Source organism: Gemmobacter sp. LW-1, assembly GCF_001303875.1.
Classification (GTDB): Bacteria; Pseudomonadota; Alphaproteobacteria; order Rhodobacterales; family Rhodobacteraceae; genus Gemmobacter; species Gemmobacter caeni.
The window spans coordinates 108,412-132,171 of the sequence record NZ_LJSC01000054.1; the positions used below are offsets into that span (position 1 = coordinate 108,412).

Annotated in this window: 21 protein-coding genes and 2 tRNA genes; 8 read left to right on the plus strand and 15 right to left on the minus strand. The window is 64.8% G+C overall.

The genetic code is table 11. The annotated features are described in order from the left end of the window. Positions 1–104: 104 nt before the first annotated feature. The 7 genes from gltB to AO684_RS16855 all read right to left on the minus strand — a co-directional run bounded on the left by gltB (position 105) and on the right by AO684_RS16855 (position 10,048). Positions 105–4,643: a glutamate synthase large subunit gene (gene gltB / locus AO684_RS16825; RefSeq protein ID WP_054303886.1), complete on the minus strand. Its 4,539-nt coding sequence runs from the start codon at positions 4,641–4,643 to the stop codon at positions 105–107. Positions 4,644–4,646: 3 nt separating this feature from the next. Continuing rightward, positions 4,647–5,084 carry a GFA family protein gene (locus AO684_RS16830; protein WP_054303887.1) on the minus strand — a complete coding sequence of 146 codons (438 nt, stop codon included), beginning with the start codon at positions 5,082–5,084 and terminating at the stop codon, positions 4,647–4,649. After that, a complete protein-coding gene (locus tag AO684_RS16835; RefSeq protein WP_054303888.1) occupies positions 5,074–5,781 on the minus strand; it encodes a hypothetical protein in 708 nt (235 codons plus the stop codon). The genes AO684_RS16830 and AO684_RS16835 overlap by 11 nt, the downstream gene beginning before the upstream one ends. Further along, entirely contained in the window at positions 5,778–6,578 is an 801-nt protein-coding gene (locus tag AO684_RS16840; protein ID WP_054303889.1) for a hypothetical protein, read from the minus strand. The genes AO684_RS16835 and AO684_RS16840 overlap by 4 nt, the downstream gene beginning before the upstream one ends. 74 nt (positions 6,579–6,652) lie before the next feature. Continuing rightward, positions 6,653–8,089, minus strand: coding sequence for an NAD(P)-dependent oxidoreductase (locus tag AO684_RS16845; RefSeq protein ID WP_054303890.1), 1,437 nt, complete (start codon positions 8,087–8,089; stop codon positions 6,653–6,655). Positions 8,090–8,251: 162 nt separating this feature from the next. Further along, positions 8,252–9,058 (minus strand): undecaprenyl-diphosphate phosphatase, encoded by an 807-nt coding sequence (locus tag AO684_RS16850; RefSeq protein WP_054303891.1) that lies wholly within the window; start codon positions 9,056–9,058, stop codon positions 8,252–8,254. Positions 9,059–9,061: 3 nt separating this feature from the next. Further along, the gene (locus tag AO684_RS16855; protein ID WP_054303892.1) at positions 9,062–10,048 is read right to left on the minus strand and encodes a complex I NDUFA9 subunit family protein; all 987 of its coding nucleotides are present in this window, start codon (positions 10,046–10,048) and stop codon (positions 9,062–9,064) included. A gap of 147 nt (positions 10,049–10,195) precedes the next feature. On the opposite strand from AO684_RS16855, the gene AO684_RS16860 reads away from it, so the two are divergent. The 3 genes from AO684_RS16860 (at position 10,196) to AO684_RS16870 (ending at position 11,255) form a co-directional block, all read left to right on the plus strand. Beyond that, positions 10,196–10,280: transfer RNA gene (locus AO684_RS16860), tRNA-Leu, on the plus strand. A gap of 124 nt (positions 10,281–10,404) precedes the next feature. Next, positions 10,405–10,489 (plus strand) — tRNA-Leu (locus AO684_RS16865). 229 nt (positions 10,490–10,718) lie between these two features. Next, positions 10,719–11,255, plus strand: a complete 537-nt coding sequence (locus AO684_RS16870) for a tetratricopeptide repeat protein (protein ID WP_054303893.1) — start codon at positions 10,719–10,721, stop codon at positions 11,253–11,255. Here AO684_RS16870 and AO684_RS16875 read toward each other — a convergent pair. Next, positions 11,252–11,848 carry an ATP-binding cassette domain-containing protein gene (locus tag AO684_RS16875; protein ID WP_353936493.1) on the minus strand — a complete coding sequence of 199 codons (597 nt, stop codon included), beginning with the start codon at positions 11,846–11,848 and terminating at the stop codon, positions 11,252–11,254. The two genes, AO684_RS16870 and AO684_RS16875, sit on opposite strands and share 4 nt — an antisense overlap. A 7-nt stretch (positions 11,849–11,855) precedes the next feature. After that, entirely contained in the window at positions 11,856–12,827 is a 972-nt protein-coding gene (locus AO684_RS16880) for an ABC transporter substrate-binding protein (protein ID WP_054303894.1), read from the minus strand. Between the two features lie 193 nt (positions 12,828–13,020). Here AO684_RS16880 and AO684_RS16885 point away from each other — a divergent pair, with 193 nt between their 5' ends. From AO684_RS16885 to AO684_RS16900, 4 genes are all read left to right on the plus strand, one after another. Then, positions 13,021–13,410, plus strand: coding sequence for a cytochrome c family protein (locus AO684_RS16885; protein WP_054303895.1), 390 nt, complete (start codon positions 13,021–13,023; stop codon positions 13,408–13,410). A 199-nt stretch (positions 13,411–13,609) separates the two neighbouring features. Further along, complete coding sequence (locus AO684_RS16890) at positions 13,610–15,376, plus strand: PQQ-dependent methanol/ethanol family dehydrogenase (RefSeq protein WP_054303896.1); 1,767 nt, start codon at positions 13,610–13,612, stop codon at positions 15,374–15,376. Between the two features lie 140 nt (positions 15,377–15,516). Then, the gene (locus AO684_RS16895; protein ID WP_054303897.1) at positions 15,517–16,020 is read left to right on the plus strand and encodes a DUF1772 domain-containing protein; all 504 of its coding nucleotides are present in this window, start codon (positions 15,517–15,519) and stop codon (positions 16,018–16,020) included. Positions 16,021–16,033: 13 nt separating this feature from the next. Next, positions 16,034–16,639, plus strand: a complete 606-nt coding sequence (locus AO684_RS16900) for a TetR/AcrR family transcriptional regulator (protein ID WP_054303898.1) — start codon at positions 16,034–16,036, stop codon at positions 16,637–16,639. 3 nt (positions 16,640–16,642) lie between these two features. Here the strand turns inward: AO684_RS16900 and AO684_RS16905 are convergent, their stop codons facing one another. The 5 genes from AO684_RS16905 to AO684_RS16925 all read right to left on the minus strand — a co-directional run bounded on the left by AO684_RS16905 (position 16,643) and on the right by AO684_RS16925 (position 21,666). Further along, positions 16,643–17,425 carry a serine protease gene (locus AO684_RS16905; protein ID WP_369814610.1) on the minus strand — a complete coding sequence of 261 codons (783 nt, stop codon included), beginning with the start codon at positions 17,423–17,425 and terminating at the stop codon, positions 16,643–16,645. 56 nt (positions 17,426–17,481) lie between these two features. Next, positions 17,482–18,789: a glycolate oxidase subunit GlcF gene (glcF, locus tag AO684_RS16910; protein ID WP_054303899.1), complete on the minus strand. Its 1,308-nt coding sequence runs from the start codon at positions 18,787–18,789 to the stop codon at positions 17,482–17,484. Between the two features lies 1 nt (position 18,790). Continuing rightward, complete coding sequence (locus AO684_RS16915; protein WP_145693645.1) at positions 18,791–19,108, minus strand: hypothetical protein; 318 nt, start codon at positions 19,106–19,108, stop codon at positions 18,791–18,793. Further along, on the minus strand, positions 19,105–20,157 hold the full coding sequence (locus AO684_RS16920; protein ID WP_054303949.1) for an FAD-binding protein: 1,053 nt from the start codon (positions 20,155–20,157) through the stop codon (positions 19,105–19,107). Before AO684_RS16920 ends, AO684_RS16915 begins: the two co-directional genes overlap by 4 nt. Before the next feature lie 75 nt (positions 20,158–20,232). Continuing rightward, the gene (locus AO684_RS16925) at positions 20,233–21,666 is read right to left on the minus strand and encodes an FAD-linked oxidase C-terminal domain-containing protein (RefSeq protein WP_054303901.1); all 1,434 of its coding nucleotides are present in this window, start codon (positions 21,664–21,666) and stop codon (positions 20,233–20,235) included. 79 nt (positions 21,667–21,745) lie between these two features. Between AO684_RS16925 and AO684_RS16930 the strand changes: the two genes are divergently transcribed. Next, on the plus strand, positions 21,746–22,465 hold the full coding sequence (locus AO684_RS16930) for a DUF599 domain-containing protein (RefSeq protein WP_054303950.1): 720 nt from the start codon (positions 21,746–21,748) through the stop codon (positions 22,463–22,465). On the opposite strand, the gene AO684_RS16935 is transcribed toward AO684_RS16930, so the two are convergent. Next, positions 22,451–23,698 (minus strand): NAD(P)/FAD-dependent oxidoreductase, encoded by a 1,248-nt coding sequence (locus tag AO684_RS16935; RefSeq protein WP_054303951.1) that lies wholly within the window; start codon positions 23,696–23,698, stop codon positions 22,451–22,453. The genes AO684_RS16930 and AO684_RS16935 overlap by 15 nt on opposite strands. Positions 23,699–23,760: the final 62 nt, after the last annotated feature.

Consider the following 23,760-nt stretch of genomic DNA (forward strand, 5'->3'; position numbering starts at 1 on the left):
CCTTGAACGTGCGCCTTTCCCGCAGGTTCCACCAGCCCTGTCACGAAAAGATGACGCCCGCGGGGTGACCGCGGGCGTCTGGAACGGCAAGGGCCGTGCCCCGCTTATTCCGCCGGGACCTTCGCCGCCTCGTCCGACAGCGGACAGGGCAGATGGACCAGCATCTCTTTCGGGCAGACCTGAAGGAAATTGGCCCGCTCGGCTTCCCAGTCCGCAAGGATCTGCGCGGCTTTCAGGCTGCCGGTCTCCGCGGCATGACGCTCGACCAGACCTTTCACCTGCGCCTCCCAATGCGGGTGGCTGACCGCGCAGGTCACGAGGCTTTCAAGGTTCATGAAATCCTCTGCCACCCCCTCGGGGTCGTAGAGATAGGCCATGCCCCCGGTCATGCCCGCGCCGAAGTTGGCCCCGATCCTGCCAAGGATCACCGCGACACCGCCGGTCATGTATTCACAGCCGTTGGTGCCGCAGCCCTCGATCACCACAGTCGCGCCCGAGTTCCGCACGGCGAACCGCTCGCCCGCCTTGCCCGCCGCGAACAGGTAACCATCGGTCGCACCATAAAGCACGGTATTGCCGATGATGGTGTTCTGATCCGCAACCAGCGGGCTGGACATCTGCGGGCGCACCACGATCAGACCGCCGCTGAGGCCCTTTCCGACGTAATCGTTGGCATCGCCCTGCACCTCGATCTTCAGCCCGTTGACTGCGAACGCGCCCAGCGACTGCCCGGCGTTGCCGGTCAGCTTCACCGTCAGATGGTCCGGTTGCAGGTTGTTGCGCATCCCGAACTTCTTGACGATGTGGCTGGACGACCGCGTGCCGATGGTCCGCAGCGTGTTGCGCACAGCATAGGAGAGCTGCATCTTCTCGCCATCCTCGAAGAAGCGCGCGCCGTCCTTGACGATTTCAGCATCCAGCGTATCCGGCACCGCATTGCGCGGTTTCGAGCGGTCGTATGTCACCTTCTGCGAGCCGTCGACCGTGATCAGCAGCGGGTTCAGGTCCAGATCGTCCAGCGCCTCGGACCCGCGGCTGACCTGGCTCAGCAGATCGGGGCGGCCGATGATCTCGTCCAGCGAACGTGCGCCGATGGAGGCGAGGATTTCGCGCACTTCCTGCGCATAGAAGGTGATCAGGTTCACCACCTTGTCGGCGGAGCCCGTGAACTTCTTGCGCAGATCGACGTTCTGGGTGCAGACGCCCACCGGACAGGTGTTCGACTGGCACTGCCGCACCATGATACAGCCCATGGCGATCAGGGCGGCGGTGCCGATGCCGTATTCCTCGGCCCCCAGCATCGCGGCAATCACCACGTCGCGGCCCGTGCGCAGACCACCGTCGGTGCGCAGCGTCACCCGCTCGCGCAGGTTGTTCATGGTCAGCACCTGATGCGCCTCGGTCAGGCCCATTTCCCACGGCAGGCCCGCGTATTTGATCGAGGTGCCGGGGCTGGCGCCCGTGCCGCCGTTATGACCGGAAATCAGAATGATATCCGCCTTGGCCTTGGCCACACCCGCCGCGATGGTGCCGACGCCGCTGGCCGAAACCAGCTTCACCGTCACCTTGCAGCGCGGGTTGATCTGCTTCAGGTCGTAGATGAGCTGTGCCAGATCCTCGATCGAATAGATGTCGTGGTGCGGCGGGGGCGAGATCAGCGTCACGCCCTTGGTGCTGTGGCGCAGCCGCGCGATCAGTTCGGTCACCTTCATGCCAGGAAGCTGGCCGCCCTCGCCGGGCTTGGCGCCTTGGGCAACCTTGATTTCCAATTCCTCGCAGGCGTTCAGATATTCCGCCGTCACACCGAAACGACCGCTCGCCACCTGCTTGATCTTGGCGCAGGGGTTATCGCCGTTCGGGAACGGATGCTGGTGCGCCGGATCTTCGCCTCCCTCGCCCGAGTCGGATTTGGCGCCGATCCGGTTCATGGCGATGTTCAGCGTCATATGCGCCTCGGGCGACAGCGCCCCCAGCGACATGCCCGGCGTCACGAACCGCTTGCGGATCGAGGTGATCGACTCGACCTCTTCAATCGGCACCGGCTTGCCCAGCGGCTTGATGTCCAGCAGATCACGGATGTGGATCGGCGGATTGGCCCGCATCGAGGCGCTGTACTGCTTCCAGATGTCATAGGATGCCCGGTCGCAGGCCGCTTGCAGCATATGCATGGTCTGGGCTTCCCAGGCGTGTTTCTCGCCCGAGCGCCGCGCCTTGTAGAAACCGCCGATGGGCAGAACGTCGCTGCCGCCGCGCCAGCCCTTCGCATGGGCCTCTTGCAGCTTCTGCTGGATGCCGTGCAGCCCGATCCCCGAGATGCGGCTGTGCATGCCGGGGAAGTATTCGGCCACCATGGCACGCGACAGGCCCACCGCCTCGAAATTCAGACCGCCACGATAGGACGAGATGACGGAAATCCCCATCTTCGCCATGATCTTCAGCAGGCCCGCGTCGATGGCGTCGCGATAGCGGCGCATCGCCTCGGTCAGGCTGCCTTCCAGCAGGCCGCGCGCGATGCGGTCGGCGATGCTGTCCTGCGCCAGATAAGGGTTCACCGTGGTTGCGCCGCAGCCGATCAGCACCGCAAAGTAATGCGGGTCGATGCATTCTGCCGACCGGACGTTCAATGAGGTGAAGGTCCGCAGGCCCTTCCGCGTCAGCCAGCTGTGCACCGCGCTGGTGGCAAGGATCATCGGCATCGCCACCTTGCCCTCGCCCTGATGCTCGTCCGTCAGCACCAGATGCGCGGCACCCGACCGCACGGCATCCTCAGCCTCGGCGCGGATACGCTCCAGCCCCAGACGCAGCGCCTCCTGATCGCTGTCCGCCGGGAAGGTGCAGTCGATGACCGCAACCTGCGCGCCGAACTGCTTCAGCATCACCTGATATTCGATATTGGCAATGAACGGGCTTTCCAGAACCAGAATTTCGGTCTGGGCGCTCGATTCATCCAAGACGTTCTTCAGGTTGCCGAAGCGGGTCTTGAGGCTCATCACCCGCGTTTCGCGCAATGAGTCGATCGGCGGGTTGGTGACCTGGCTGAAGTTCTGGCGGAAGAAATGGCTCAGCGGCCGATATTGCTTCGACAGCACCGCGACCGGCGTATCATCACCCATCGAGGCGATCATTTCCTTGCCGTCCTCGGCCATCGGAGCCAGAACCTGCTCCAGCTCCTCGACCGTATAGCCCGCCGCGATCTGGCGCTTGCGCAGCGCCGCGCCCGTGAAGGTCTGTTCTTCCGGGATGTCGCGCAGCATCGAGTTCAGGTCGACGACCTTCTCGATCCATTCGCTGTAGGGCTGGCTGCGGGCCAGACGGTCCTTCATCTCGGCGTCGTGGTAAAGCTTGCCCTCCTTGGTATCGACGGCAATCATCTGCCCCGGACCGAGCGCGCCTTTTTCACGGATCGTGCCTTCGTCCACCGGCACCATACCCGCTTCGGACCCCGCGATCAGCAGGCCATCGCCGGTGACGACATAGCGCATCGGGCGCAGGCCGTTGCGGTCCAGCCCGCCGCAGACCCAGCGGCCATCGGTCATCGCCAGCGCGGCCGGGCCGTCCCACGGCTCCATCACCGCGTTGCAATATGCATACATATCCGCCCAGGCCTGCGGCATGTCGGCGGTCGTCTTGCTCCAGGCCTCGGGGACCAGCATGGTCTTTGCCATCGGCGCCGACCGGCCCGAGCGCACAAGAACCTCGAACACCGCATCCAGCGCGCCCGAATCCGACGTGCCCGAGGGGATGATCGGCTTGATGTCCTCGGCCATTTCACCGAAGGCCGACGAGGCCATGCGGATCTCGTGGCTGCGCATCCAGTTCACGTTGCCCTTCAGCGTGTTGATCTCGCCGTTATGGGCGAGCATGCGGAAGGGCTGCGCCAGCCACCATTGCGGGAAGGTGTTGGTGGAATAGCGCTGGTGATAGATGGCGAAGGTGGATTCGAACCGCTCGTCCTGAAGATCCGGGTAGAAGACCGAAACCTGCTCGGCCAGCATCATGCCCTTGTAGATGATGCTGCGGCAGGACAGGCTGCACAGGTAGCAGCCCGCGATCCCGGCAGCCGTCACCGCCTTCTCGATCCGGCGACGGATGATGTAAAGCTCACGCTCGAACTGTTCGTGGTCGATGTCCTTTTCACAACGGATCAGGATCTGTTCGATCTCGGGCCGCGTCGCATTGGCCTTTTCGCCCAGCACCGACGTATCCACCGGAACGTGACGCCAGCCATAGATATAATGGCCCATGCGCAGCACTTCGGTTTCGACGATCGTGCGGCAGCGTTCCTGCGCGGCGAAATCGGTGCGCGGCAGGAAGACCTGTCCCACCGCAATCAGCTTCTTCGGGTCGGCCTCATGGCCCGTGCGGCGGACCTGATCGTAGAAGAATTTCACCGGGATCTGCACATGGATGCCCGCGCCGTCGCCCGTCTTGCCATCGGCATCGACCGCGCCGCGGTGCCAGATCGCGCGCAGTGCATCCAGACCCGCATCCACCACCTTGCGCGAAGGTTTGCCACTGATCGAGGCGACCAGACCCACGCCGCAGGAGGAATGTTCGTCATCCTCGCGCCACAGGCCATGTTCGCCCATGAAGCGGCGCTTTTCCTCTTCGGCCTTCACCCAGGCTTCATCATAGATCGTCATGGCTTACTCCTCGGGATTGGCTTGCAACGTGGCCAGAAACTCGGCCTCGGTCATCTGCTGGGTCGGACCGGCGAAGGCAAAGGCTCCGGGTTTCCGGTCGATATAGATTTCGCGTTCCAGCCGCTGCCCGGACAGATCGTCCAGAAGGCCCGCAGCCATGTAATAATCGGTCGGCCCCACACCCGGCTTCAGCCGATACCACAGCGCGGACCCGCAGGTGCCGCAGAAGCTGCGCTCAGCCCAGTCCGAGGAGGCGTAGGAGCGGATGTGTTCACTGCCCGTCACGGTCAGATCGGCCTCGGGTACATCCAGTGTGACAAAGGCAACCCCGGTCCAACGGCGGCACATGGCGCAATGGCAGGCCCCAAGCTCGTGCGCGGGGTTGCGCACGGTCACCTGCACCGCTCCGCACAGGCAATGTCCGGTCAGATCATGGCTCATGGCGCACCTTTTGCAGCAACGGGTTCCCCGGCGCCTGAGACATCAGCGCACCGCATTCAAAAATCGGCTGGGTGGCGGCAAAGCCCGGCTCGCCCGGCTGGATGAACTGCACCGGGCTGCCATCCGAAGGAAACCACTCGCCGTTTTCATCCCATTCCGACGGACCGGCAAAAAACATCCGCCATTCGGGATGGATGTATTCGTTGCCGCGCGCGTGGCGCATGACATTGCCGTCGAGATCGGTTTCAGTGAACTCGAATTCGGTCTGTTGCAGCGTCACCCCGTCAATCACAAAGCTTTTGCCGGTCAGCGCGTCATAGCCGGTGACATGGCTGCGCGAGCCATCGTCCTTGGACAGCCGGAAATCGAAATCGTCACGTCCGCCCAGCAGCGCATCGAAACTGGCAGGGTCGGCGGGGTTGGCATCGAGCGTCTGCCGCACACGCGGGTTCATCTCGAAGCTTTCAACCCATTGGGTTTCCCGGTCGATCCGGCTGAGGAAGAAGATCCCCTCCTGATCGAAGTCGGCACGCCATTTGTCGCCGGGCTGATCGGCCGTGCAGGTATAGTGGTTCGAGACGCGGCAGCCGCGCGATTGCACCGTCAGATAGGTTTCGCAGCCCGCCGGGGGCGTGAAACTTCCTGCCAGCGCCGGAGACGCCGTCAGTGCCAGAAACAAGACGATCCCGTATTTCATGCCGCGTCCTCCTCGACAGGAACTGCAAGCTGCACGCCATCCAGCGCGTCAGACAGCATTTTCCGCAACCGGCGGGTGCGCCGCCCGAAGGCCAGTTGCACCGCATCATCCAGAATACCCGCGTGAAACATGCGCATGACGGTATCGTGCCGCACACCGGGCAGCGTGAAGCAATGCGTATTCGTTGCCGGGCGCAGCAGCCGCAGTTGCGCGCGCTCCGAACGATGGGTGCCATAGATGATGTAATGCTGGGTGGCCCGCGCCATCACGCTGCGCACATCGGAAATGCGATAAGTCTCGATCCGGTCGCGAAAGGATTTCCAGCGTGTTTCGTCCGGCACCACCGCCGGATCGACCGAAAGCTGTGGCGACAGCGCCAGCGCGCTGTCCACACGCGTGAAGCCGCCCAGGGCCAGAGCCGAAAAGCCGCCCAGTGAATGCCCCATGCTGACCACCTGGGTCGCGCCAACCTCGACCGCCTCGGCCTCGACCAGGGCGACGACCTCCTCGATCAACCCCGGGGCGTTCAGCCAGCTGCGGCGGACATCGGCGATGTAAAGCACATGATCGCGCCCCGAGGCACTGGCCGTTTTTGCAAATTCAAGCCGTGGCGGGCGGCGCTGATAGCGACCCACCCCCGAAAAGCAGACGACAAGACGGCGCCCGCGCCCGCGATGACGCCAGACGCGCAGCGCACGGTCATCCCGCAGCGTCGAAATTTCCACATCCGGGCGGGCAGCACGCGACGAAGGCGCCGCTGCGCTGCCTTCCGCCGATGCTGGTGCCGTCTCGCCCATGATCGGGCCCTCTCTTTTCAGGTCAGAAAGACTGCCGCATCACACGGCAGACAAGGGATTCCCGGCGCCAGCCCTTATTCGGCGGCGACGCTGGCGGGTTGCGCCAGATAGGCCTCGATCGCATCGGCCGCCTCGCGTCCGTCGCGGATCGCCCAGACCACGAGGCTGGCGCCGCGCACGATATCTCCCGCCGCGAACACACCCGGAAGCGCGGTCTGATGGGTCTGGAAATCTGCCTTGACGGTGCCCCAGCGGGTCACGGCCAGTTCCGGCACGCCCCAGAGCACCGGCAGATCCTCCGGCTCGAACCCAAGTGCCGTGATCACCAGATCGGCGGGTTCGACGTAATCCGCGCCCTCGATCACCTCGGGGGTCTGGCGGCCGGTCGCATCAGGAGCGCCAAGGCGCATCTTCTGCACCATCACGCCTTCAACCGCCCCATTCCCGGCAAAGCCCTTGGGCGCCGCCAGCCAGACGAATTCGACGCCCTCTTCCTCGGCATTCTGCGTTTCACGGCGCGAGCCCGGCATATTGGCCTTGTCGCGGCGATAGAGGCACTTGACCGAGGTCGCGCCCTGACGGATCGCGGTGCGCACGCAGTCCATCGCCGTATCGCCGCCGCCGATCACCACCACGCGCTTACCGCTGGCATCCAGATCGCCGTTGTCAAAGGCCTCGACCTCATCGCCGAAGCTCTTGCGGTTCGAGGCGGTCAGGTAATCCAGTGCCTGTACAATGCCCTTCTGGCCGACACCCGGCCCGCCGACGTCGCGCATCTTGTAGACGCCGGTCGCAATCAGCACCGCGTCATGCTGGCCCCGGATGGCATCGAAGCTCAGATCCTCGCCGACCTTGCAGTTCATCACGAAGTTCACGCCCGAGGCTTCCAGCTGGTCAATGCGCTGCATGACCACCGGCTTTTCCAGCTTGAAGCCGGGGATGCCATAGGTCAGCAGGCCACCCGCGCGGTCATAGCGATCATAGACCGTGACCTGAAAGCCCTTGCGGCGCAGCATGTCGGCCGCAGCAAGCCCGCCCGGACCCGCGCCGATGATACCCACGCTTTCAGCGCGTTCCACGGCCGGTTTCACCGGCTTCACCCAGCCGTTTTCCCAGGCCGTATCGGTGATGTACTTCTCGACCGAGCCGATGGTCACGGTGCCATGGCCCGATTGCTCGATCACGCAATTGCCTTCGCACAGCCGGTCCTGCGGGCAGATGCGGCCGCAAATCTCGGGGAAGGTATTGGTCGCCTGGCTCAGCGCATAGGCTTCTTCCAGACGGCCCGAGGCCGTCATGCGCAGCCAGTCGGGGATATTGTTGTGCAGCGGGCAATGCGACTGGCAATAGGGCACGCCGCACTGGCTGCACCGGCTGGCCTGTTCCGCCGCCTTCTGTGCGGCAAATTCCCGATAGATTTCATGGAAATCCTGCGCACGCAGATCGGCCGGACGCTTCTCGGGCATTTCCCGTTCGACGGTCACAAACTGAAGCATCCGTTCCTTGGCCATGAGCCACGCCTCCCTCGGCAAATCGGTGGGTGCGCATTGATACTCCGGGCCGGATTCGAATAAAAGTCAGCAAAACTGACCTAAATACAGCTTTTTGCTGAAAAACATCTGATGTGCTGACTTAAATTCCAGAATTTAGGTCAGCACAATTTCCCTATCAAATCAAAACCCCAATGAAAGCGCCGTCAAAGCCACTGCACCGACGATGATTCGCCACCAGCCGAACAGCGCATAGCCATGGCGCGAGACGTAGCCGAGCAGCCATTTCACCACCAGAATCGCCGAGATCAGCGCCAGCACGAAACCCACCGCGATTTCGGTCATGGCACTGCTGTCCAGCATGTGCCGGCTTTTCCACAGGTCATAGGCGAAGGCCGCCCCCATGGTCGGCATCGACAGGAAGAACGAAAACTCCGCCGCACCGCGCTTGCCCACGCCCATCAGCAGCCCACCGACGATGGTCGACCCGGACCGCGAGACGCCGGGGATCATCGCAAGGCACTGGAACAGGCCGATTTTCAGCGCCACGCCCAGCGGCACATCCATCGCATTCTCATAGCGGGGCTCCAGCTTCATGCGGTCGACCCACAGCAGCACCGCCCCGCCCCAGATCAGGTTGATCGCCACCAGCATCGGGGTTTCGAACAGCACGCGTTTGATGAAATCATGCGCCAGCACGCCCACCACAACGGCGGGCAGAAAGGCAAGCGCCACCGCGATGATAAAGCGGAATGCTTTGGGGTCGGTGCGGGCGGTGGAAAAGACCTGCCACAGCTTCGCCGAATAGACCGACAGTACAGCCAGCACCGCGCCCAGCTGGATCACCACCTCGAAGGTCTTGCCCGCGCTTTCGAAGCCGATGAAATGCCCCAGAAGCAGCAGATGCCCGGTCGAGGAGACCGGAATGAACTCGGTCAGGCCCTCGACAATGCCGAGGACCGCAGCGCTCAGCAGCGACTGGTCAGCCATGGATCAGGCCTTGCGCAGGTTCTTCGCCGAAGCCTTGATCGCGTCGTACTGGCCGGACGGACGATAGGGCCACAGGTAATCGGGCAGCACCGCCCCCATGGCGGCGGGCTGGATGCCCAGATCGGCGAAGCCCCTGGCGCCCGGCGCCACCACATTGTCGCGGTAAAGGTTCTTCAGCTGGTCGCCGGTCAGAACCTTGTTCTCGATCAGGCCCAGCGTGACCGCCTGCACCACATCGAAACCGAAGGCAATCAGCCGGCCGACGAAACGCGGCAGCGGCAGCAACAGGCGACGGCGATTGATGACATGCAGCATGCCCTTCATCAGGTCATGGAAGCTTTCGGCATCCGGCCCGCCCAGTTCATAGATGCCCGGCGCGGCCTGACCCAGGGCGCCTTTCACGGCGGCCGCGGCCACATCCTCGACATGCACGGGCTGGAACCGGGTCGCGGCGCCGAACATCGGAATCACCGGGGTCATCCGCGCCATGGCGGCGAAGCGGTTGAAGAAGCCATCCTCGTTCCCGAAGATGATCGAGGGCCGCAGGATCACCGCAGACGGGAAGGCAGCCAGAACGGCGTCCTCGCCCTCGGCCTTGGTGCGCGTGTAATCGCTGTCGCTGTCCCTGTCGGCACCCAGCGCCGAGATATGCACCAGACGGGTCACACCCGCCTCGGCCGCCAGCCGGGCCACCCGGCCCGCACCCTCGGCCTGCACGGCATCAAAGCTGTTCTTGCCGACGGCATTCAGGATGCCCACGCAGTTCACCACGGCATCGGCACCGGCCAGCGCCGCACGCACGCTTGCATCGTCACGGATGTTGCACAGCACAGGCTCCACCTGGCCCACAACGCCATAGGGGCGCACGAACAGCGCCTCATTCGGGCGACGGACGGCGACGCGCACGCGCCAGCCTTCTTTCGCCATGCGCCGCGCCACATAGCGCCCAACGAAGCCCGAACCCCCGAAGATCGTGACCAGCTTGCTCATGCTACGAGCCCTTCCCGGATGCTGCATTTTCGCCTGTCTCCATAACTTTAAGGGGATTTCCAAACAAGTCGCAAATCCTGTGAAGATTTTGCGATTCCCCCTGTTGACACCCCCGCGCGGCATCCGTAGATACCGGCTCACGACATCGCCCAGATGGCGGAATTGGTAGACGCGCTGGTTTCAGGTACCAGTGCCGCAAGGCGTGGAGGTTCGAGTCCTCTTCTGGGCACCAATACCAAAAGGTCCGGCTCCTGCAAAGGCGCCGGGCCTTTTGGTTTTCCGGCGCCGCATTTCATCTGTTGATTTCGTCTGTTGACAGCCCTCCGGCGCCCGCATAGAAGCCGCGTCACGACATCGCCCAGATGGCGGAATTGGTAGACGCGCTGGTTTCAGGTACCAGTGCCGCAAGGCGTGGAGGTTCGAGTCCTCTTCTGGGCACCAAGACTTGCGAAAAGCCGTGCAACCCGATCAGGTTGCGCGGCTTTCGTCTTTTCGGGCCTCTTTGTTACCGGACTGCGGCATGGCTTCGCGCCCTGCCCTGCGACATTCCGCCACTTACCGCGCTCCCCCCCCGCCAAACGCGAATTTGGCGTCCCGGCGGGCGACCATGGTCGCATGGGGCAAGGGCCGATTCGGCGTTATGCTATCCTACCGGGATGAGGAAACTGCCATGATCAATCGCGCCGTGCTTTGCCTGGCCCTGTCCACGCTGCCCGCCTTTGCCGAGGCACCGGAGCAGGGCACGCTGAACCCCGAGGAGTTGTCGCTGAATCGCGCACTGACCGACGCGATGGAAGGCGAAACCTCGATGACCACCTGCGCCTCCGGCTATCTGATGACCAAATCGGGCCAGCACGAAATGGCGCGGCGGCTGTTCGAAGCCTGCGTTGCCGACGGCTACACCGGCGCGATGACATGGATGTCCTATCTTGAGGACAATGGCTTTGGCGCGCCGGAGAACCCCGATGCGGCAGCGGATTATGACCGCATGGCCGCCGAGGCGGGCGATCCGGTCGGCATGTTCAACTACGGGCTGGACCAGATGCGCGGCCGGGGCACGCGGCGGGACGAGGAAGCGGGGCGCGCACTGGTGGATCGGGCGGCGGATATGGGCCTTTCCGTGGCCCAGCGTCTGCGCGCGGCGGATTACGACCTTGATGAGGTCACGCCGGATGCCGACAACTGGAAATACGCGCCAATGTTCTAGACTAGGCGCGCGGGGCTGCCCTCCAGGCGCAGCAGGCGGTCGGCCAGCCGCGCCGCCTCTGCCGGGGCATGGGTCACGAGGATTGTGGCCATGGGGCGCCGTGCACGTTCCGCTTCCAGCAGGGCCATCATCTCGTCGGTCAGCGCCGGGTCCAGCGACACGAAAGGTTCATCCATCAGCAGCACATCGGGCTGCGCGGCAAAGGCACGCGCCAGCGCCAGTCGCCGTTGCTGGCCCAGCGACAGCGCGCCGGGCAGTGCCCTGGCCTTGTCAGCCAGACCCACACGCACCAGCGCTGCCCGCGCCACCCCGACATCGCAGCCGGTGGCAAGGGTGAGATTGTCCTGCGCATTGCGCCAGGGCAGCAGAACGGGTTCCTGAAACACCATCGCCAGCCGACCGGGAAGCGTCAGCCTACCCTGCCAGTCACGATGCAGCCCCGCGAGGATGCGCAAAAGCGTGGTCTTTCCCACCCCTGATGGTCCACAGATCGCCACGGTTTCCCCAGCGGCCAGCCGAAGATCCAGCGGCCCCAGCACCTGCACCATCCCGTGCCCGGCACGGGCAAGCCGCAGTGCCAGCGCTTCGGCCACCGGAGCCTCAGCCGCCGGGAGCAAGGAACACACCGCCTGGCAGGCTGTCCATCTTGCCGACCAGATCAGCGCCGCCGAGGTCCGCCATGATCGCCAGCATCCGCGCTGCCGCCGCCTCGTCCACCGGGCCGGGCGCGGGAATGCCTGCGCGGAAGCCCGCCTTCAGCGCCTCGAACTGAGCATCGGTTTTCGCATTCATCAGCGGCCGCAGCGCCTGCCATGCCGCATCGTCAGTTGCCAGAACCTCCTTGGTGGCGCGGCTGGCCGCGGCAAATCCCTGCACCAGAGCGGGCTTGTCCCGCAGAAGATCGCCGCGCACCACATAGCCCAGCAGCGGCGTATCCGGGTCCAGCCCCAGCGCCGCTCCCGCCTCGGCCACGGTGATCAGCGGCCGCATTCCCGCCGCCCCCATCTTGGCGCCGAAATGCCAGAAGTTGACCGCGCCATCCAACTCGCCCGCAAGCGCGGTTTCAAAGATCAGCGGCGGCGCACCGAACACCTGTTCTGTCGCCTCCTGAAGATCGAAACCCAGCTCCTTGCGGCTGTAAGCGCGCAGGATCAGCCAGCTTTTGTCGACCGGCCCACCCGCTATGCCGATCTTGCCACCCTTCAGATCGGCAAGCCCCTGCGCCTTGCTGTCCTTCGGCACATGCAGCGCCCCCACCGCGCGACTGTAGGGGATGAAGACATAATCCTCGCCCTCCGCCCGCTTGCGCGCGACCCAGAGCCAGTCCGACACGATGGCATCCACCTCGCCTGCCTGAAACGCCACCTGCGCGGCGGGGCCGGCGGCGACATCCTGCACCTCCAGCCGGAAGCCGTTGGCGGTGTCGAAGCCGCGTTCGTGCAGCGTGGTCAGTTCCCAGTTCACCGTGCCCGAAAGTTGTGTCGCGATGCGCAACACCATGTCTCCGGCCCATGCGGTCGTGGAGGACAGCGCCAGAACGGTGGCGGCGATCATGTGGCGCGTGAAACTCATCGGCTCCTCCCAAAGCTTGCCTTACAGGATAGCAGGCAATGACCGGATGCCTATTCGACCAAAGCGTCGGGGCGGGTCCGCGCGAACTACGACCAAAGCACGAGGCGGGGCTTGACCTGCATCAACGCCCCCACCCTGACGCGGCGCGATACCGGGACCAGGAAACGCGCTTCCCTAAAGACAGGAGACGGGCATGACCCTCCGCATCTCTCTCATCACGCTGTTGCTGGCCGCGGCACCGGCACTGGCCGAAAGCCCCAATGTCGGCGCCATCAAGACCGAGGCCGGGCAAAAGTTCTTTGACGCCGAATGCCGCCGCTGCCATGCCATTGACAGTAAAGACAAAAGCTATGGCCCGCCGCTGGAGGGTATCATTGGCCGCAAGGCCGGATCGGTGGAAGGATACCCCTATTCCGCGGCACTGAAAGCGGCGGGCATCACCTGGACCGAAGGCGCGATCCGGGCCTGGATGGAGGATAATCAGGGCCTGATCCCCGGCACCCGGATGCGTCATGTCGGGATCACCGACCCGGTGGAGCAGGAATTCATCCTGACCTGGCTGCGCCAGAGCGCGGCGCATTAAACGCCCCCGGCGCAAGCCCGGAACGGCCCGGCGCAGGAGGGTGCGCCGGGCCGTTTTGCTGCCTGCCCTGCCCCCTTACGACCATGGTGCAATTTTCACGCCCCCGTGACCGGGACGATGATACCCCCCGAGAACCGTGTCTCCGCAGGAGGGAGCGAGGCGCTGAGGTCTCCGACGGATCATCCAAGGGAGGAAACAGATGAACCGCTTTATCGTGGCCGTGACGGCCGCAGTGCTGGCCGCCGCCCCGGCGTTTTCGGGCGTGACGGAGGAAGATCTCGCCAAGGACGCCGAATCGACGGGTGACGTGCTGACCAACGGCATGGGCCGCGACCTCCAGCGCTTCAGCCCGCTGACGACGCTGAACAAGGACAATGTGAAGAACCTTGTGCCAGCCTGGGCCTTCTCGTTCGGGGGGGAAAAACAGCGCGGGCAGGAAACGCAGCCGCTCGTCTATGACGGGATGATGTATGTGACCGCCTCCTATTCGCGGATTTATGCCGTGGATCTGGCGACCGGAAAGGAAGTCTGGCAATACGACGCCCGCCTGCCCGAGGGCATCCTGCCCTGCTGCGACGTCATCAACCGTGGCGCCGCCATCTATGGCGACAATATCTATTTCGGCACGCTGGATGCACGGATCGTCGCACTGAACGCCAAGACCGGCGACGTGGTCTGGAACAAGAAGATCGCCGACTACAAGGAAGGCTACAGCTACACCGCCGCGCCGCTGGTGGTGAACGGGCTGGTCATCACCGGCAACTCGGGTGGCGAATTCGGGATCATTGGCGAGGTGCAGGCCCGGGATGCCAATACCGGCGAGCTGGTCTGGACCCGTCCGACCATCGAAGGCAACATGGGCACCTACATGGGCAAGGAAAGCACCATGACCGGGACGCTCAACGCGACCTGGCCGGGCGACATGTGGAAAACCGGCGGCGGTGCGACCTGGCTTGGCGGCTCGTATGATATCGAAACCGACACGCTGATCTTCGGGGCAGGCAACCCCGCCCCCTGGAACAGCCACCTGCGCAACGCGGGCGCCCCGGTCGAGGGTAACAAGGGCGACAATCTCTATGCCGCCTCGCGCATCGGGATGGATCCGAAGACCGGCGAGATCAAATGGCACTTCCAGACCACCCCGCGCGAAGGCTGGGATTATGACGGCGTGAACGAGGTCGTGGCCTTCACCGACAAGGATGGCGCGAAGAAATTCGCCACCGCCGACCGGAACGGCTTCTTCTACGTCCTGAACCGCGAGGACGGGAAGTTCCTGAACGCCTGGCCTTTCGTGAAGGACATCACCTGGGCCAAGGGCATCGACGAGACCGGCCGCCCGATCTTCAACGAAGAGAACCGCCCCGGCGATCCGTCCAAGGCCGCCGATGGCGCCAAAGGTGAAATGGTCTTTGCCTCGCCTTCGTTCCTTGGCGGCAAGAACTGGATGCCGATGGCCTACAGTCAGCATACCGGCCTGTTCTACGTTCCCTCGAACGAATGGGGCATGGATATCTGGAACGAGCCGGTCAGCTACAAGAAGGGCGCCGCCTATCTGGGATCGGGCTTCACCATCAAGCCGAACTACGAAGATCATATCGGCAGCCTGAAGGCCATCGACCCGGCCACCGGCGAATGGAAGTGGGAATACAAGAACGAGGCCCCGCTCTGGGGTGGCGTGATGACCACGGCCGGCGGTCTGGTGTTCTTCGGGACACCTGAAGGCGAGTTCATCGCGCTGGATGACACCACCGGCGAAAAGCTGTGGTCGTTCCAGACCGGCTCGGGCATCGTCGGCCAGCCGGTCACGTGGGAAGCCGATGGCGAGCAATATGTCTCGGTCGTGTCGGGCTGGGGTGGCGCCGTTCCGCTGTGGGGTGGTGAGGTCGCCAAGAAGGTGAACTACCTCAATCAGGGTGGCACGGTCTGGACCTTCCGCCTGCCGAAACAGCTTGCCATGGCGAACTGACCCCCTCCGGTCGGTCGCTGAAAGGCAAGGCGCGCCGCCCCCGTGGGCGGCGCGTTTTGCATTACTGCGACGCTTGACCGAATCCGTAACTTAAATTACGGATTATCCGAAATATCAATTACGGTTATTTCGGAGCCGCCATGCGCAACCTTCCCCTTCTCTGCCTCACCCTCCTTAGCCTTCTGGGCTGCGGCGCGATCTTCGGCTTCTTCTATGCCTGGAGCGTATCGACCCTGCGCGGGCTGGACCGGATCGAGCCGGAAACCGCCATCGCCGCAATGCAGGCCATGAATGCCTCGGTACGCAATATGGCCTTCGGCCTTGGCTATTTCGGCACGCCTGTGGCGCTGCTGATCACCCTCGCCACAGCCATGCTGACGCAGGTAAGGGGCGCGGCCATGGCACTGGCCATCGCGCTGGCCTGCTATGGTCTGGGCGTGACGCTGTTCACCGCACAGGTGAATATCCCGATGAATCAGGCTCTGGCGCAGGTCAGCCTGCCACTCACCCCGGACCAGGCCGCGCGGATCTGGGCTGATTATTCCGGCCCCTGGCAACAGGCCAACCTGCTGCGCTGCATCGCCTCAGGACTTGCGCTTTTCGCCACGGCGGTATCGCTTGTGCTGGTTACCCGCCGAAGCTGAACCGGAGACACCCATGCGCGAAGAGGCCCGCCTGCGCCGCCAGACCCAGATCGAGGATGCCGCCTATGCCTTGCTGGAGGAGAAGGGCTACGCCGGGGCCACGATGCAGGCGCTGGCCCGGCGCGCGGGCGCGTCGATGGAAACGCTCTACAGCTGGTACGGCGACAAGCCCGGCCTGTTCCGGGCACTGATCGCCCGGAATGCGGAAACGGTGCAGCAGGTGCTGGACGGACAGGCAGGCACCGCCGGAGCCGCGACGCTGATTGCCGTAGGCGAAAGCCTGCTGGCGCTGCTGACCGGGCCGCGGGCGGTCGCGCTCAATCGCGCAGCGGCAGCCGATGCCACTGGCGCGCTGGGGGCCGAACTTGCCGCAGGCGGCCGCGCCACGGTCATGCCGCGCATCGCCGATCTGATCGCCCGCATGGCGGCTGCGTGCCAGATCGCCCCCGGCGACGAAACACCCGAGGCGCTCGCCGACCTCTGGCTGGCCCTGCTGGCAGGGGACCTTCAACTGCGCCGCGTTATCGGCGCCATTCCGGCGCTGAACGATACCGAGTGCAAGGCCCGCGCGGAACGGGCCACCCGGCAGCTGCTGCGGCTGTTTCCCCCCGCCCCGTAAAGCTCAGGGCTTGAAGAAGTTTCCGGCACCGCCGCCCGACAGCACCCGCACCTTCCCCGGTCGCCCTTCGGCAGAGATCGCCTGCCGCAGATCCTCCAGCGGCTTGGCCAGCGATGTGCCCAGCGCAACCTTGCGCCCCTCAACTTCAGCCTTGGCCGAAACGACCGAAACAACACGCGCGATACCGCCCAGCATCGAAAACACCGGCGCGCCGGACGAGCCGAAATCGACATCGCAGCTCAGCACCAGCATTTCAGGCTTCTGGCCCAGCACCTCGCAGGCATCCTGCATCGACGGCGCTTCAGCCCGGTCCTTCGCATAGGATACGACACCGACAGTATCCCCCCGCAGCGGTTGATCCCCGATCCCAAACGGCTCGATCGAAGGCATGCGGATCGGGCGGTCCAGCTGGATCAACGCAAGATCGTGACTGACGCGGTCCAGCCGCTCGTCCCCGCCATAGACGAAATCGGGATGCGCAATCGCACGGCGCACACCACGATAGGCTTCGGCCCGGCCATTGCGCCAGCCCGCGAGAAATTCAATGGTGGTCGGGTCGATGCGGGCGCCGGTCTCCTTGTCGAACAGGCAATGCCCGGCAGTCAGCACCAGATCCGGCGCGATCAGCGTCCCGGTGCAGAAGCCCCGCCGGCCAAGGTTCAGACGTCCCACCGCATTCCAGCCCCGGCTGTCATCGCCCGTCTGCAAGCTGCGCAAATGGCTGTCCTGCGCCCCGGCAGGCAGGGCGCACAGCAGCAATAACAGAAGGGCGCGTCGGATCATCATTCCCCCGGCCTAGCGGCCCCGCAGGGCAATCCTGTGGCCGTATCGCGGCACACCCCTCAGGATTGTGACAAAAGCCCGCCGCTGGCAAGGGCGCGCGGCACCGGGCCGCCGGTCGCCCAATCCAGCAATTCGACCGTATGAACCACCGGCACCCCGGTTCCCGACCCGATCTGCATCATGCAGCCGATATTGCCCGCCGCGATGATCTGCGGCGCCTTCGCCTCCAGCGTTGCCACCTTGCGGCGCTTCAACTCAGCTGAAAGTTCGGGCTGCAACAGGTTGTAGGTGCCGGCCGAACCGCAGCACAGATGACTGTCGGCAGGTTCCACCACCTCGAACCCCACGCGTTTCAGCAGGTCTTTTGGCGCGGTCTTCACCTGTTGCCCGTGTTGCAGCGAACAGGCAGCATGATAGGCCACACGCAGCCCCTTCGGCGCGCCCTCGGGCAGTCCAAGCCTTGCGAGAAGTTCGCTGATGTCCAGCGCCATGGCAGACACCGTCGCCGCATCCCCCGCCAAGGGATCGTTGCGGAACATATGGCCGTAATCCTTGACCGTGGTGCCGCAGCCCGAGGTATTGATGACAACCGCATCCAGCCCCGCACCACGCTTTTCCACCATCCAGGCCGCGATATTGGCTCCGGCCTGCGCATGGCTTTCGCCGCTGCGCCCCATGTGATGCGTCAGCGCCCCGCAGCAACCCATGCCTTTGGCCACAACCACCTCGCACCCCAGCCGGCGCAACAGCCGGATGGTGGCATCGTTGATGTCGGTGTTCAGCGCCTTTTGCGCACAGCCCGTCAGCAGCGCCACCCGCATCCGCGCCGCGCCATGCGCCGCAAACACCTGCGGATCGTCATTGCGACTGACCGGAGGCACCTGCTTCGGTGCCATGGCGATCATGGCCCGCAACCGCCGGTCCGGCAGCAGCCGCGCGAAGGGCCGCGCCATCTTGGCGCCCAGCAGCGCCAGCCGGAACCGCCCCGGATAGGGGATGATCCGGGACAGGAGCCAGCGCAGCGCCCGGTCGTGCCAGGGACGGCGATAGGTCTGCTCGATATACTCCCGCGCGTGATCCACCAGATGCATGTAATGCACCCCGCTCGGGCAGGTGGTCATGCAGGCCAGGCAGCTCAGGCAACGGTCGATATGCTTCACCGTCTGCGCATCGGCAGGCCGCCCGCTTTCCAGCATATCCTTGATCAGGTAGATGCGCCCGCGCGGGCTGTCCAGCTCGTCCCCCAACACCTGATAGGTCGGGCAGGTCGCGGTGCAGAAGCCGCAATGCACACAGGTCCGCAGGATCTGGTTCGCCCGTGCAATTCCGGGATCTTTCAGTTGCTCGGGGGTAAAGCTCGTCTGCATTTCAGATCAGTCCCGTCAGATAAAGCCCGGCGCCGGGGATGGCCAGCAGCCCGATCACCACCAGCGGATAAAACCGGGCAGGCAGAACCTGCCGCAGCGTCTGTGCCAGCCCGGCCAGCGCGATGGCCACACCAAGCGCCATGGCCTGAACCTGCCCCGGCAGGTTTTCCGCCCCAAGAGCCCGCAGATACAGCACGCCCATTGCCAGCAACGCCAGAAAGCAGCCACCCCAGAAGGGCCAGCCGCGCGGCAGAAGGCACAACAACAGATACACCACGACCGGCGGCCCAGCCTGCATTGCCCAGAATGGCAGCGTCATGCGAAAACCCCGCGCGGATCGAACTGCAGACGCAGGCCATTGGTCAATGTGGCAATCGTCGGCGGCTCCTCCGGGCCTGCCACTCCCCCCCGCAGACAGGTTGCATGGCCGGAAAAGGCGCCGAGCCGCCCGACAACATCGCTGCCCGGCGCCATCAGCGCCCAGACCAGCCCGCCGCCCCAGTCGTAGACGACCGCCTCGGCCCCCAGACGCGCCACCACGCCCGGCGCCTCGGAGGGGCGCAGAGACAGCCGCCAAAGATCTCCGCGGCGCCCTGCAAGCGCCGTGACATCGCGGATCGCCGCCCAGGGCGAGGCCACCTCCGCCCCCGCACCGTAAGATGCCAGCACCGCGCGCAGCCGCTCCAGCCTGTAGCGCACCGATCCCTCGAACCCTTCGATCCGCAGGTAAGTCCCCTGCCCCGGCAGATGCGCCGTCCCCGTGACCTCATAGGGCGATCCCAGCGCGGCAGACAGCGCCTCCACAGCCTGCGCATCCGACAGCCCGGACAGGCACAGCGTCGCCTCCGTCTCGGGGCGGGGCAGCACCTTCAGGGCCACTTCGGTCAAGACCCCCAGCCGCCCCCGGCTGCCCGCCAGCAGCTTCACCAGATCATATCCGGTTACGTTCTTCATCACCCGGCCGCCATTGCGGATCACCTCGCCGCGCCCGTCGACAAAACGCACGCCGAGGCAGAAGTCGCGACAGGCCCCCACCGAAACCCGGCGCGGACCCGAGGCATTTTCGGCCACGACACCCCCCAGGGTCGAAGTCCCCTCGCGCCCCAGCAGTCCGCGCAGATCCGGCACCTCGAAGGCCAGCCGCTGCCCCTCGGCGGCCAGCAGCGCCTCCAGTTCCGCGACCGGCGTCCCCGCCCCGGCCACCAGCGTGAGCGCGCCCGGCTCGTACAGCGTGACCCCGTTCAACCCGCCGGTTTCCAGGACCGCTCCCGCAGGCAAAGCCCCACGCGTGCCGCCGCCACGCACGACCAGCGGCCCCGAGGCCGCCCGGATGATCTCGCAAAGTTCCGCTTCGCTTGCTGGACGCATCTCGTTCATCTGTTCAAAAATATCCTCGGGGGGGAGGCCGAAGGCCGTGGGGGGCAGACAGCCCCCGCCAAGCTTTCAACCCGCGCGACGACTGGCCGTCACCTGCAACGGAAACACCTTGGCGGGATTGAGCAGCCATTTCGGGTCAAACACGTCTTTCACCCGCAACTGCGCCTCCAGATCGGCGGGGCCATACTGCACCGCCATCAGGTCGCGCTTCTCGATCCCCACGCCATGTTCGCCGGTCAGGCAGCCGCCCACCTCAACACAGAGCTTCAGAATCTCAGCGCCAAGCGCCTCGCATTTCTCCTGATCGCCCGGCAGATTGGCATTATAGAGGATCAGCGGATGCATGTTGCCGTCCCCGGCATGGAAGACATTGGCCACATCCAGCCCGAAATCCCGGCTCAGCTCGCCAATGCGTTTCAGCACGAAAGGCAGGCTCGACACCGGGATCGTGCCATCGAGGCACATGTAATCATTGATCTGCCCCATGGCACCGAAGGCCGATTTGCGGCCAAGCCAGATGCGTTTCGCCTGATCGGCGTCCGCCGCTTCGCGCAGTTCCACCGGGCTGTGCCGCCGGGCGATCTGCATGATCAGGTCAAGCTGGTGCCGGATCTCGGCCTCCGATCCCTCCACCTCGACGATCAGCAGTGCCTCGCACATCGGATAGCCCGCCCTGGCGAAAGCCTCGCAGGCCTCGATGCAGGGCCGGTCCATGAATTCGATGGCGACAGGCAGCACGCCCGCCTTGATGATGTCCGACACGCAGGCACCCGCCACTTCGGACGAATCGAATCCCATCAGCACCGGCAGCGCGCCCTCGGGTTTCGGCAGGATGCGCAGCGTGGCCTCTGTCACCACACCCAGCTGCCCTTCCGAGCCACAGACAACGCCCAGCAGATCCGGCCCCGGCGCATCCATCCACGGCCCGCCGATCTCGACCACCGTGCCATCCATCAGCACCATGGTCACACCCAGCAGATTATTGGTCGTCACGCCGTATTTCAGGCAATGCGCCCCGCCCGAGTTCATGGCGATATTGCCCGCAATGGCACAGGCGAGCTGGCTGGAGGGATCGGGGGCGTAGAAGAACCCCGCTTCCTCCACTGCGCCCGAAACGCTCAGATTGGTGCGGCCCGACTGCACGCGGATGAAACGGTCCGTGTAGCTGACCTCCAGCACCGCATTCATCCGCGCGACGCCCAGAATCACGCTGTCCGCAGTGGGCAGCGCCCCGCCCGCCAGCGAGGTGCCCGCACCACGCGGCACCACCGGCACACCTTCGTCATGGCAGACTTTCAGCGCGGCGGCGACTTCAGTGGTACTGCGCGGCAGGATGGCCGCCAGCGGCGGGCAGCGATAGGCCGACAGCGCATCGCACTCATAGGCGCGCAGTTCATGCAGGTCATCCACCACCGCATCGGCGGGCAGAACCTCGCGCAGACGCGCGACAATCCGCGCCTTGCGCGACAGGATCGCGGCATCGGGCCTTGGCATATCCATGGCAGACCTCCCTGATTGGTAAAAAAGTATAACCAATTTTTGCTTTTGGCAAGCCAAGGCTTTGGTCTATCAACGCCTGATGGACCTGCCGACACTTCTTCTTCAGTTCTCGACCGCCGACATGCTTGCCGTGGCCTATACGCTGGCCGGGGTGATTGTGCTGCAACTGGCCATAGAACGCCCGAACGGGCGGCACCTTTCGGTCTCGGTCATCATGGCATATTACCGGCGCGACTGGATGCGGGAATTCGTGACCCGGCAGCCGCGCATGTATGATGCCTCGGTGCTGGATGGCTTGCGACAGGGCATCACCTTTTACGCCTCGACCTGCATGCTGGCGCTCGGCGGTGGCCTGGCATTGCTGGGCGATACCGCCCCGCTGGAGGGGCTGGCCGTTGCGTTTTCCCTGCATGATGATCCGGCGCTGGTGATGAAGGTGAAGATCGTCTTCATCCTGTCCTTCGTGGTGAACGGTTTCCTGAAATTCGTCTGGTCGCACCGCCTGTTCGGCTATTGCTCGCTTCTGATGGCGTCGGTTCCGAATGATCCGGAGCATCCCGCCGCCTATGACCGCGCCGCCCGCGCCGCCGAGGTGAACATCACCGCTGCCAAGAACTACAACCGGGGCCTGCGCTCGGTCTATTTCGCGATCGGCGCTCTGGGCTGGCTGGTCGGGCCCTGGGGGCTGTTCCTGACCATGACGGCAACATTCGCCACGCTGATCCGGCGCGAATTCGCCTCGCAGTCGCGTGCAGCCATGCTGCCGCGCCTGTCGGAAGACCCCTCAGACCACCACTGACAAACGGGCCGCGACCGCCTGCGCGACGGCCTCCCCCGACAGACGGGCACCGCCAGCGGTCTGCACGAGGCCAGCCCCTGCCAGCGCCTCGCCCGCGAACCAGATGCGGTCGCCCACAGGCTTTCGCAACACATCCCGTGCCCCCGCCTTGCCGGGCCGCGCCGCCGCATAGGCCCCGCGCACCCAGCGCTCGCCGCCCCAGCGTGTCATTGCGCCCCGCCCGATATGGCGCCGCACATCCGAGCCGAACATGTCGGCCAGCCGGTCGCAGACGAAGTCCACCCCGGCCTCGGCCCCTGCCGCCTCGATCTCCCATGCGAAATCGCCGCCGACGAATCCGACCATCTGGTCGAGGTCGAAAGGAAAGCACAGAAAGTACAGATCATGCCGCGCATGGCGCTCCATCAGCAGATCGTCGAAGGGCGCAAGGCCCAGCCGCGTGCCACTGACCGCGACGGGGATCTTGGTCAGCAGCCCCATCGGCAGATCGAAAATCGCCTCCTGCTGTGCTTCGGGCAGCGCAGGGGCAAAGGTGATGCCATCGAATTGCAGCACCCCGGTCGAGACGGTCACGATCACAGCCCGTGCGCGCTGCGTACCCCGATCGGTTTCCACCTCGACCCCCGGCCCGTCCCAGCGGATCTGCCGCACCGGCGTGCGCAGCCACACCGGCACATCGGCCCCCCAATGGTGGATCAGCGCACCAAATCCTTCCCGTGTGAAGTAATTGGGGTCCAGATCCGCCGCTGCCCGGAAATCGGCGATGGAGATTTCGTCATCATCGGCGCCGAAATCCATCGGCCCCGCAAAGGTCGACGAGGCGCGCAGATAATGGCAATCCGCCAGCACCGCGGACAGCCGGTCCTCCGCCCCTTGGTGCGCGGCAATGCAATCCGCCATCGCCCGCTCCGCCGCCCGCATCCGCGCCAGATCGTCATCAGAAGCCCGGCGCGATCCGAAATACAGGTGATCCAACCCCATGTCGTGATGATAAAGCGTCCAGCCCGCCGCCTGTGCTTCGGGAAAGAAGGGATTGCGGTCGGCGGCATGCAGCCAGGCGCAGCCGACGTCGAAAGGCACGCCGAAATCGGCGGTCGTGGTCCACGCCCGCCCCCCGATCCGGCCCATCGCCTCCATCACCGTGAAACTCAGCCCCGCCGTGCGCAAGGCGCGCGCCGCAGCCAGACCTGCAACTCCGGCACCGACAATAACAACATCGACGTCCCCGCCCATGAATCCCTCCGCCGAAAATTTCCGTGAAAAAATCAAAGAACGGCAAAGCCGCAGACGCAGCA

Bases quoted from the DNA above. Each gene is read 5' to 3' on its own strand.
- AO684_RS16850 (WP_054303891.1), bottom strand. From the start codon at position 9,058: ATGGCTGACCAGTCGCTGCTGAGCGCTGCGGTCCTCGGCATTGTCGAG.
- AO684_RS16870 (WP_054303893.1), top strand. From the start codon at position 10,719: ATGATCAATCGCGCCGTGCTTTGCCTGGCCCTGTCCACGCTGCCCGCC.
- AO684_RS16930 (WP_054303950.1), top strand. From the start codon at position 21,746: ATGGACCTGCCGACACTTCTTCTTCAGTTCTCGACCGCCGACATGCTT.
- AO684_RS16880 (WP_054303894.1), bottom strand. From the start codon at position 12,827: ATGAGTTTCACGCGCCACATGATCGCCGCCACCGTTCTGGCGCTGTCC.
- AO684_RS16900 (WP_054303898.1), top strand. From the start codon at position 16,034: ATGCGCGAAGAGGCCCGCCTGCGCCGCCAGACCCAGATCGAGGATGCC.
- gltB (WP_054303886.1), bottom strand. From the start codon at position 4,643: ATGACGATCTATGATGAAGCCTGGGTGAAGGCCGAAGAGGAAAAGCGC.
- AO684_RS16895 (WP_054303897.1), top strand. From the start codon at position 15,517: ATGCGCAACCTTCCCCTTCTCTGCCTCACCCTCCTTAGCCTTCTGGGC.
- glcF (WP_054303899.1), bottom strand. From the start codon at position 18,789: ATGCAGACGAGCTTTACCCCCGAGCAACTGAAAGATCCCGGAATTGCA.
- AO684_RS16840 (WP_054303889.1), bottom strand. From the start codon at position 6,578: ATGGGCGAGACGGCACCAGCATCGGCGGAAGGCAGCGCAGCGGCGCCT.
- AO684_RS16935 (WP_054303951.1), bottom strand. From the start codon at position 23,698: ATGGGCGGGGACGTCGATGTTGTTATTGTCGGTGCCGGAGTTGCAGGT.
- AO684_RS16830 (WP_054303887.1), bottom strand. From the start codon at position 5,084: ATGAGCCATGATCTGACCGGACATTGCCTGTGCGGAGCGGTGCAGGTG.
- AO684_RS16855 (WP_054303892.1), bottom strand. From the start codon at position 10,048: ATGAGCAAGCTGGTCACGATCTTCGGGGGTTCGGGCTTCGTTGGGCGC.
- AO684_RS16885 (WP_054303895.1), top strand. From the start codon at position 13,021: ATGACCCTCCGCATCTCTCTCATCACGCTGTTGCTGGCCGCGGCACCG.
- AO684_RS16920 (WP_054303949.1), bottom strand. From the start codon at position 20,157: ATGCGTCCAGCAAGCGAAGCGGAACTTTGCGAGATCATCCGGGCGGCC.
- AO684_RS16845 (WP_054303890.1), bottom strand. From the start codon at position 8,089: ATGGCCAAGGAACGGATGCTTCAGTTTGTGACCGTCGAACGGGAAATG.
- AO684_RS16890 (WP_054303896.1), top strand. From the start codon at position 13,610: ATGAACCGCTTTATCGTGGCCGTGACGGCCGCAGTGCTGGCCGCCGCC.
- AO684_RS16925 (WP_054303901.1), bottom strand. From the start codon at position 21,666: ATGGATATGCCAAGGCCCGATGCCGCGATCCTGTCGCGCAAGGCGCGG.
- AO684_RS16915 (WP_145693645.1), bottom strand. From the start codon at position 19,108: ATGACGCTGCCATTCTGGGCAATGCAGGCTGGGCCGCCGGTCGTGGTG.
- AO684_RS16905 (WP_369814610.1), bottom strand. From the start codon at position 17,425: ATGATGATCCGACGCGCCCTTCTGTTATTGCTGCTGTGCGCCCTGCCT.
- AO684_RS16835 (WP_054303888.1), bottom strand. From the start codon at position 5,781: ATGAAATACGGGATCGTCTTGTTTCTGGCACTGACGGCGTCTCCGGCG.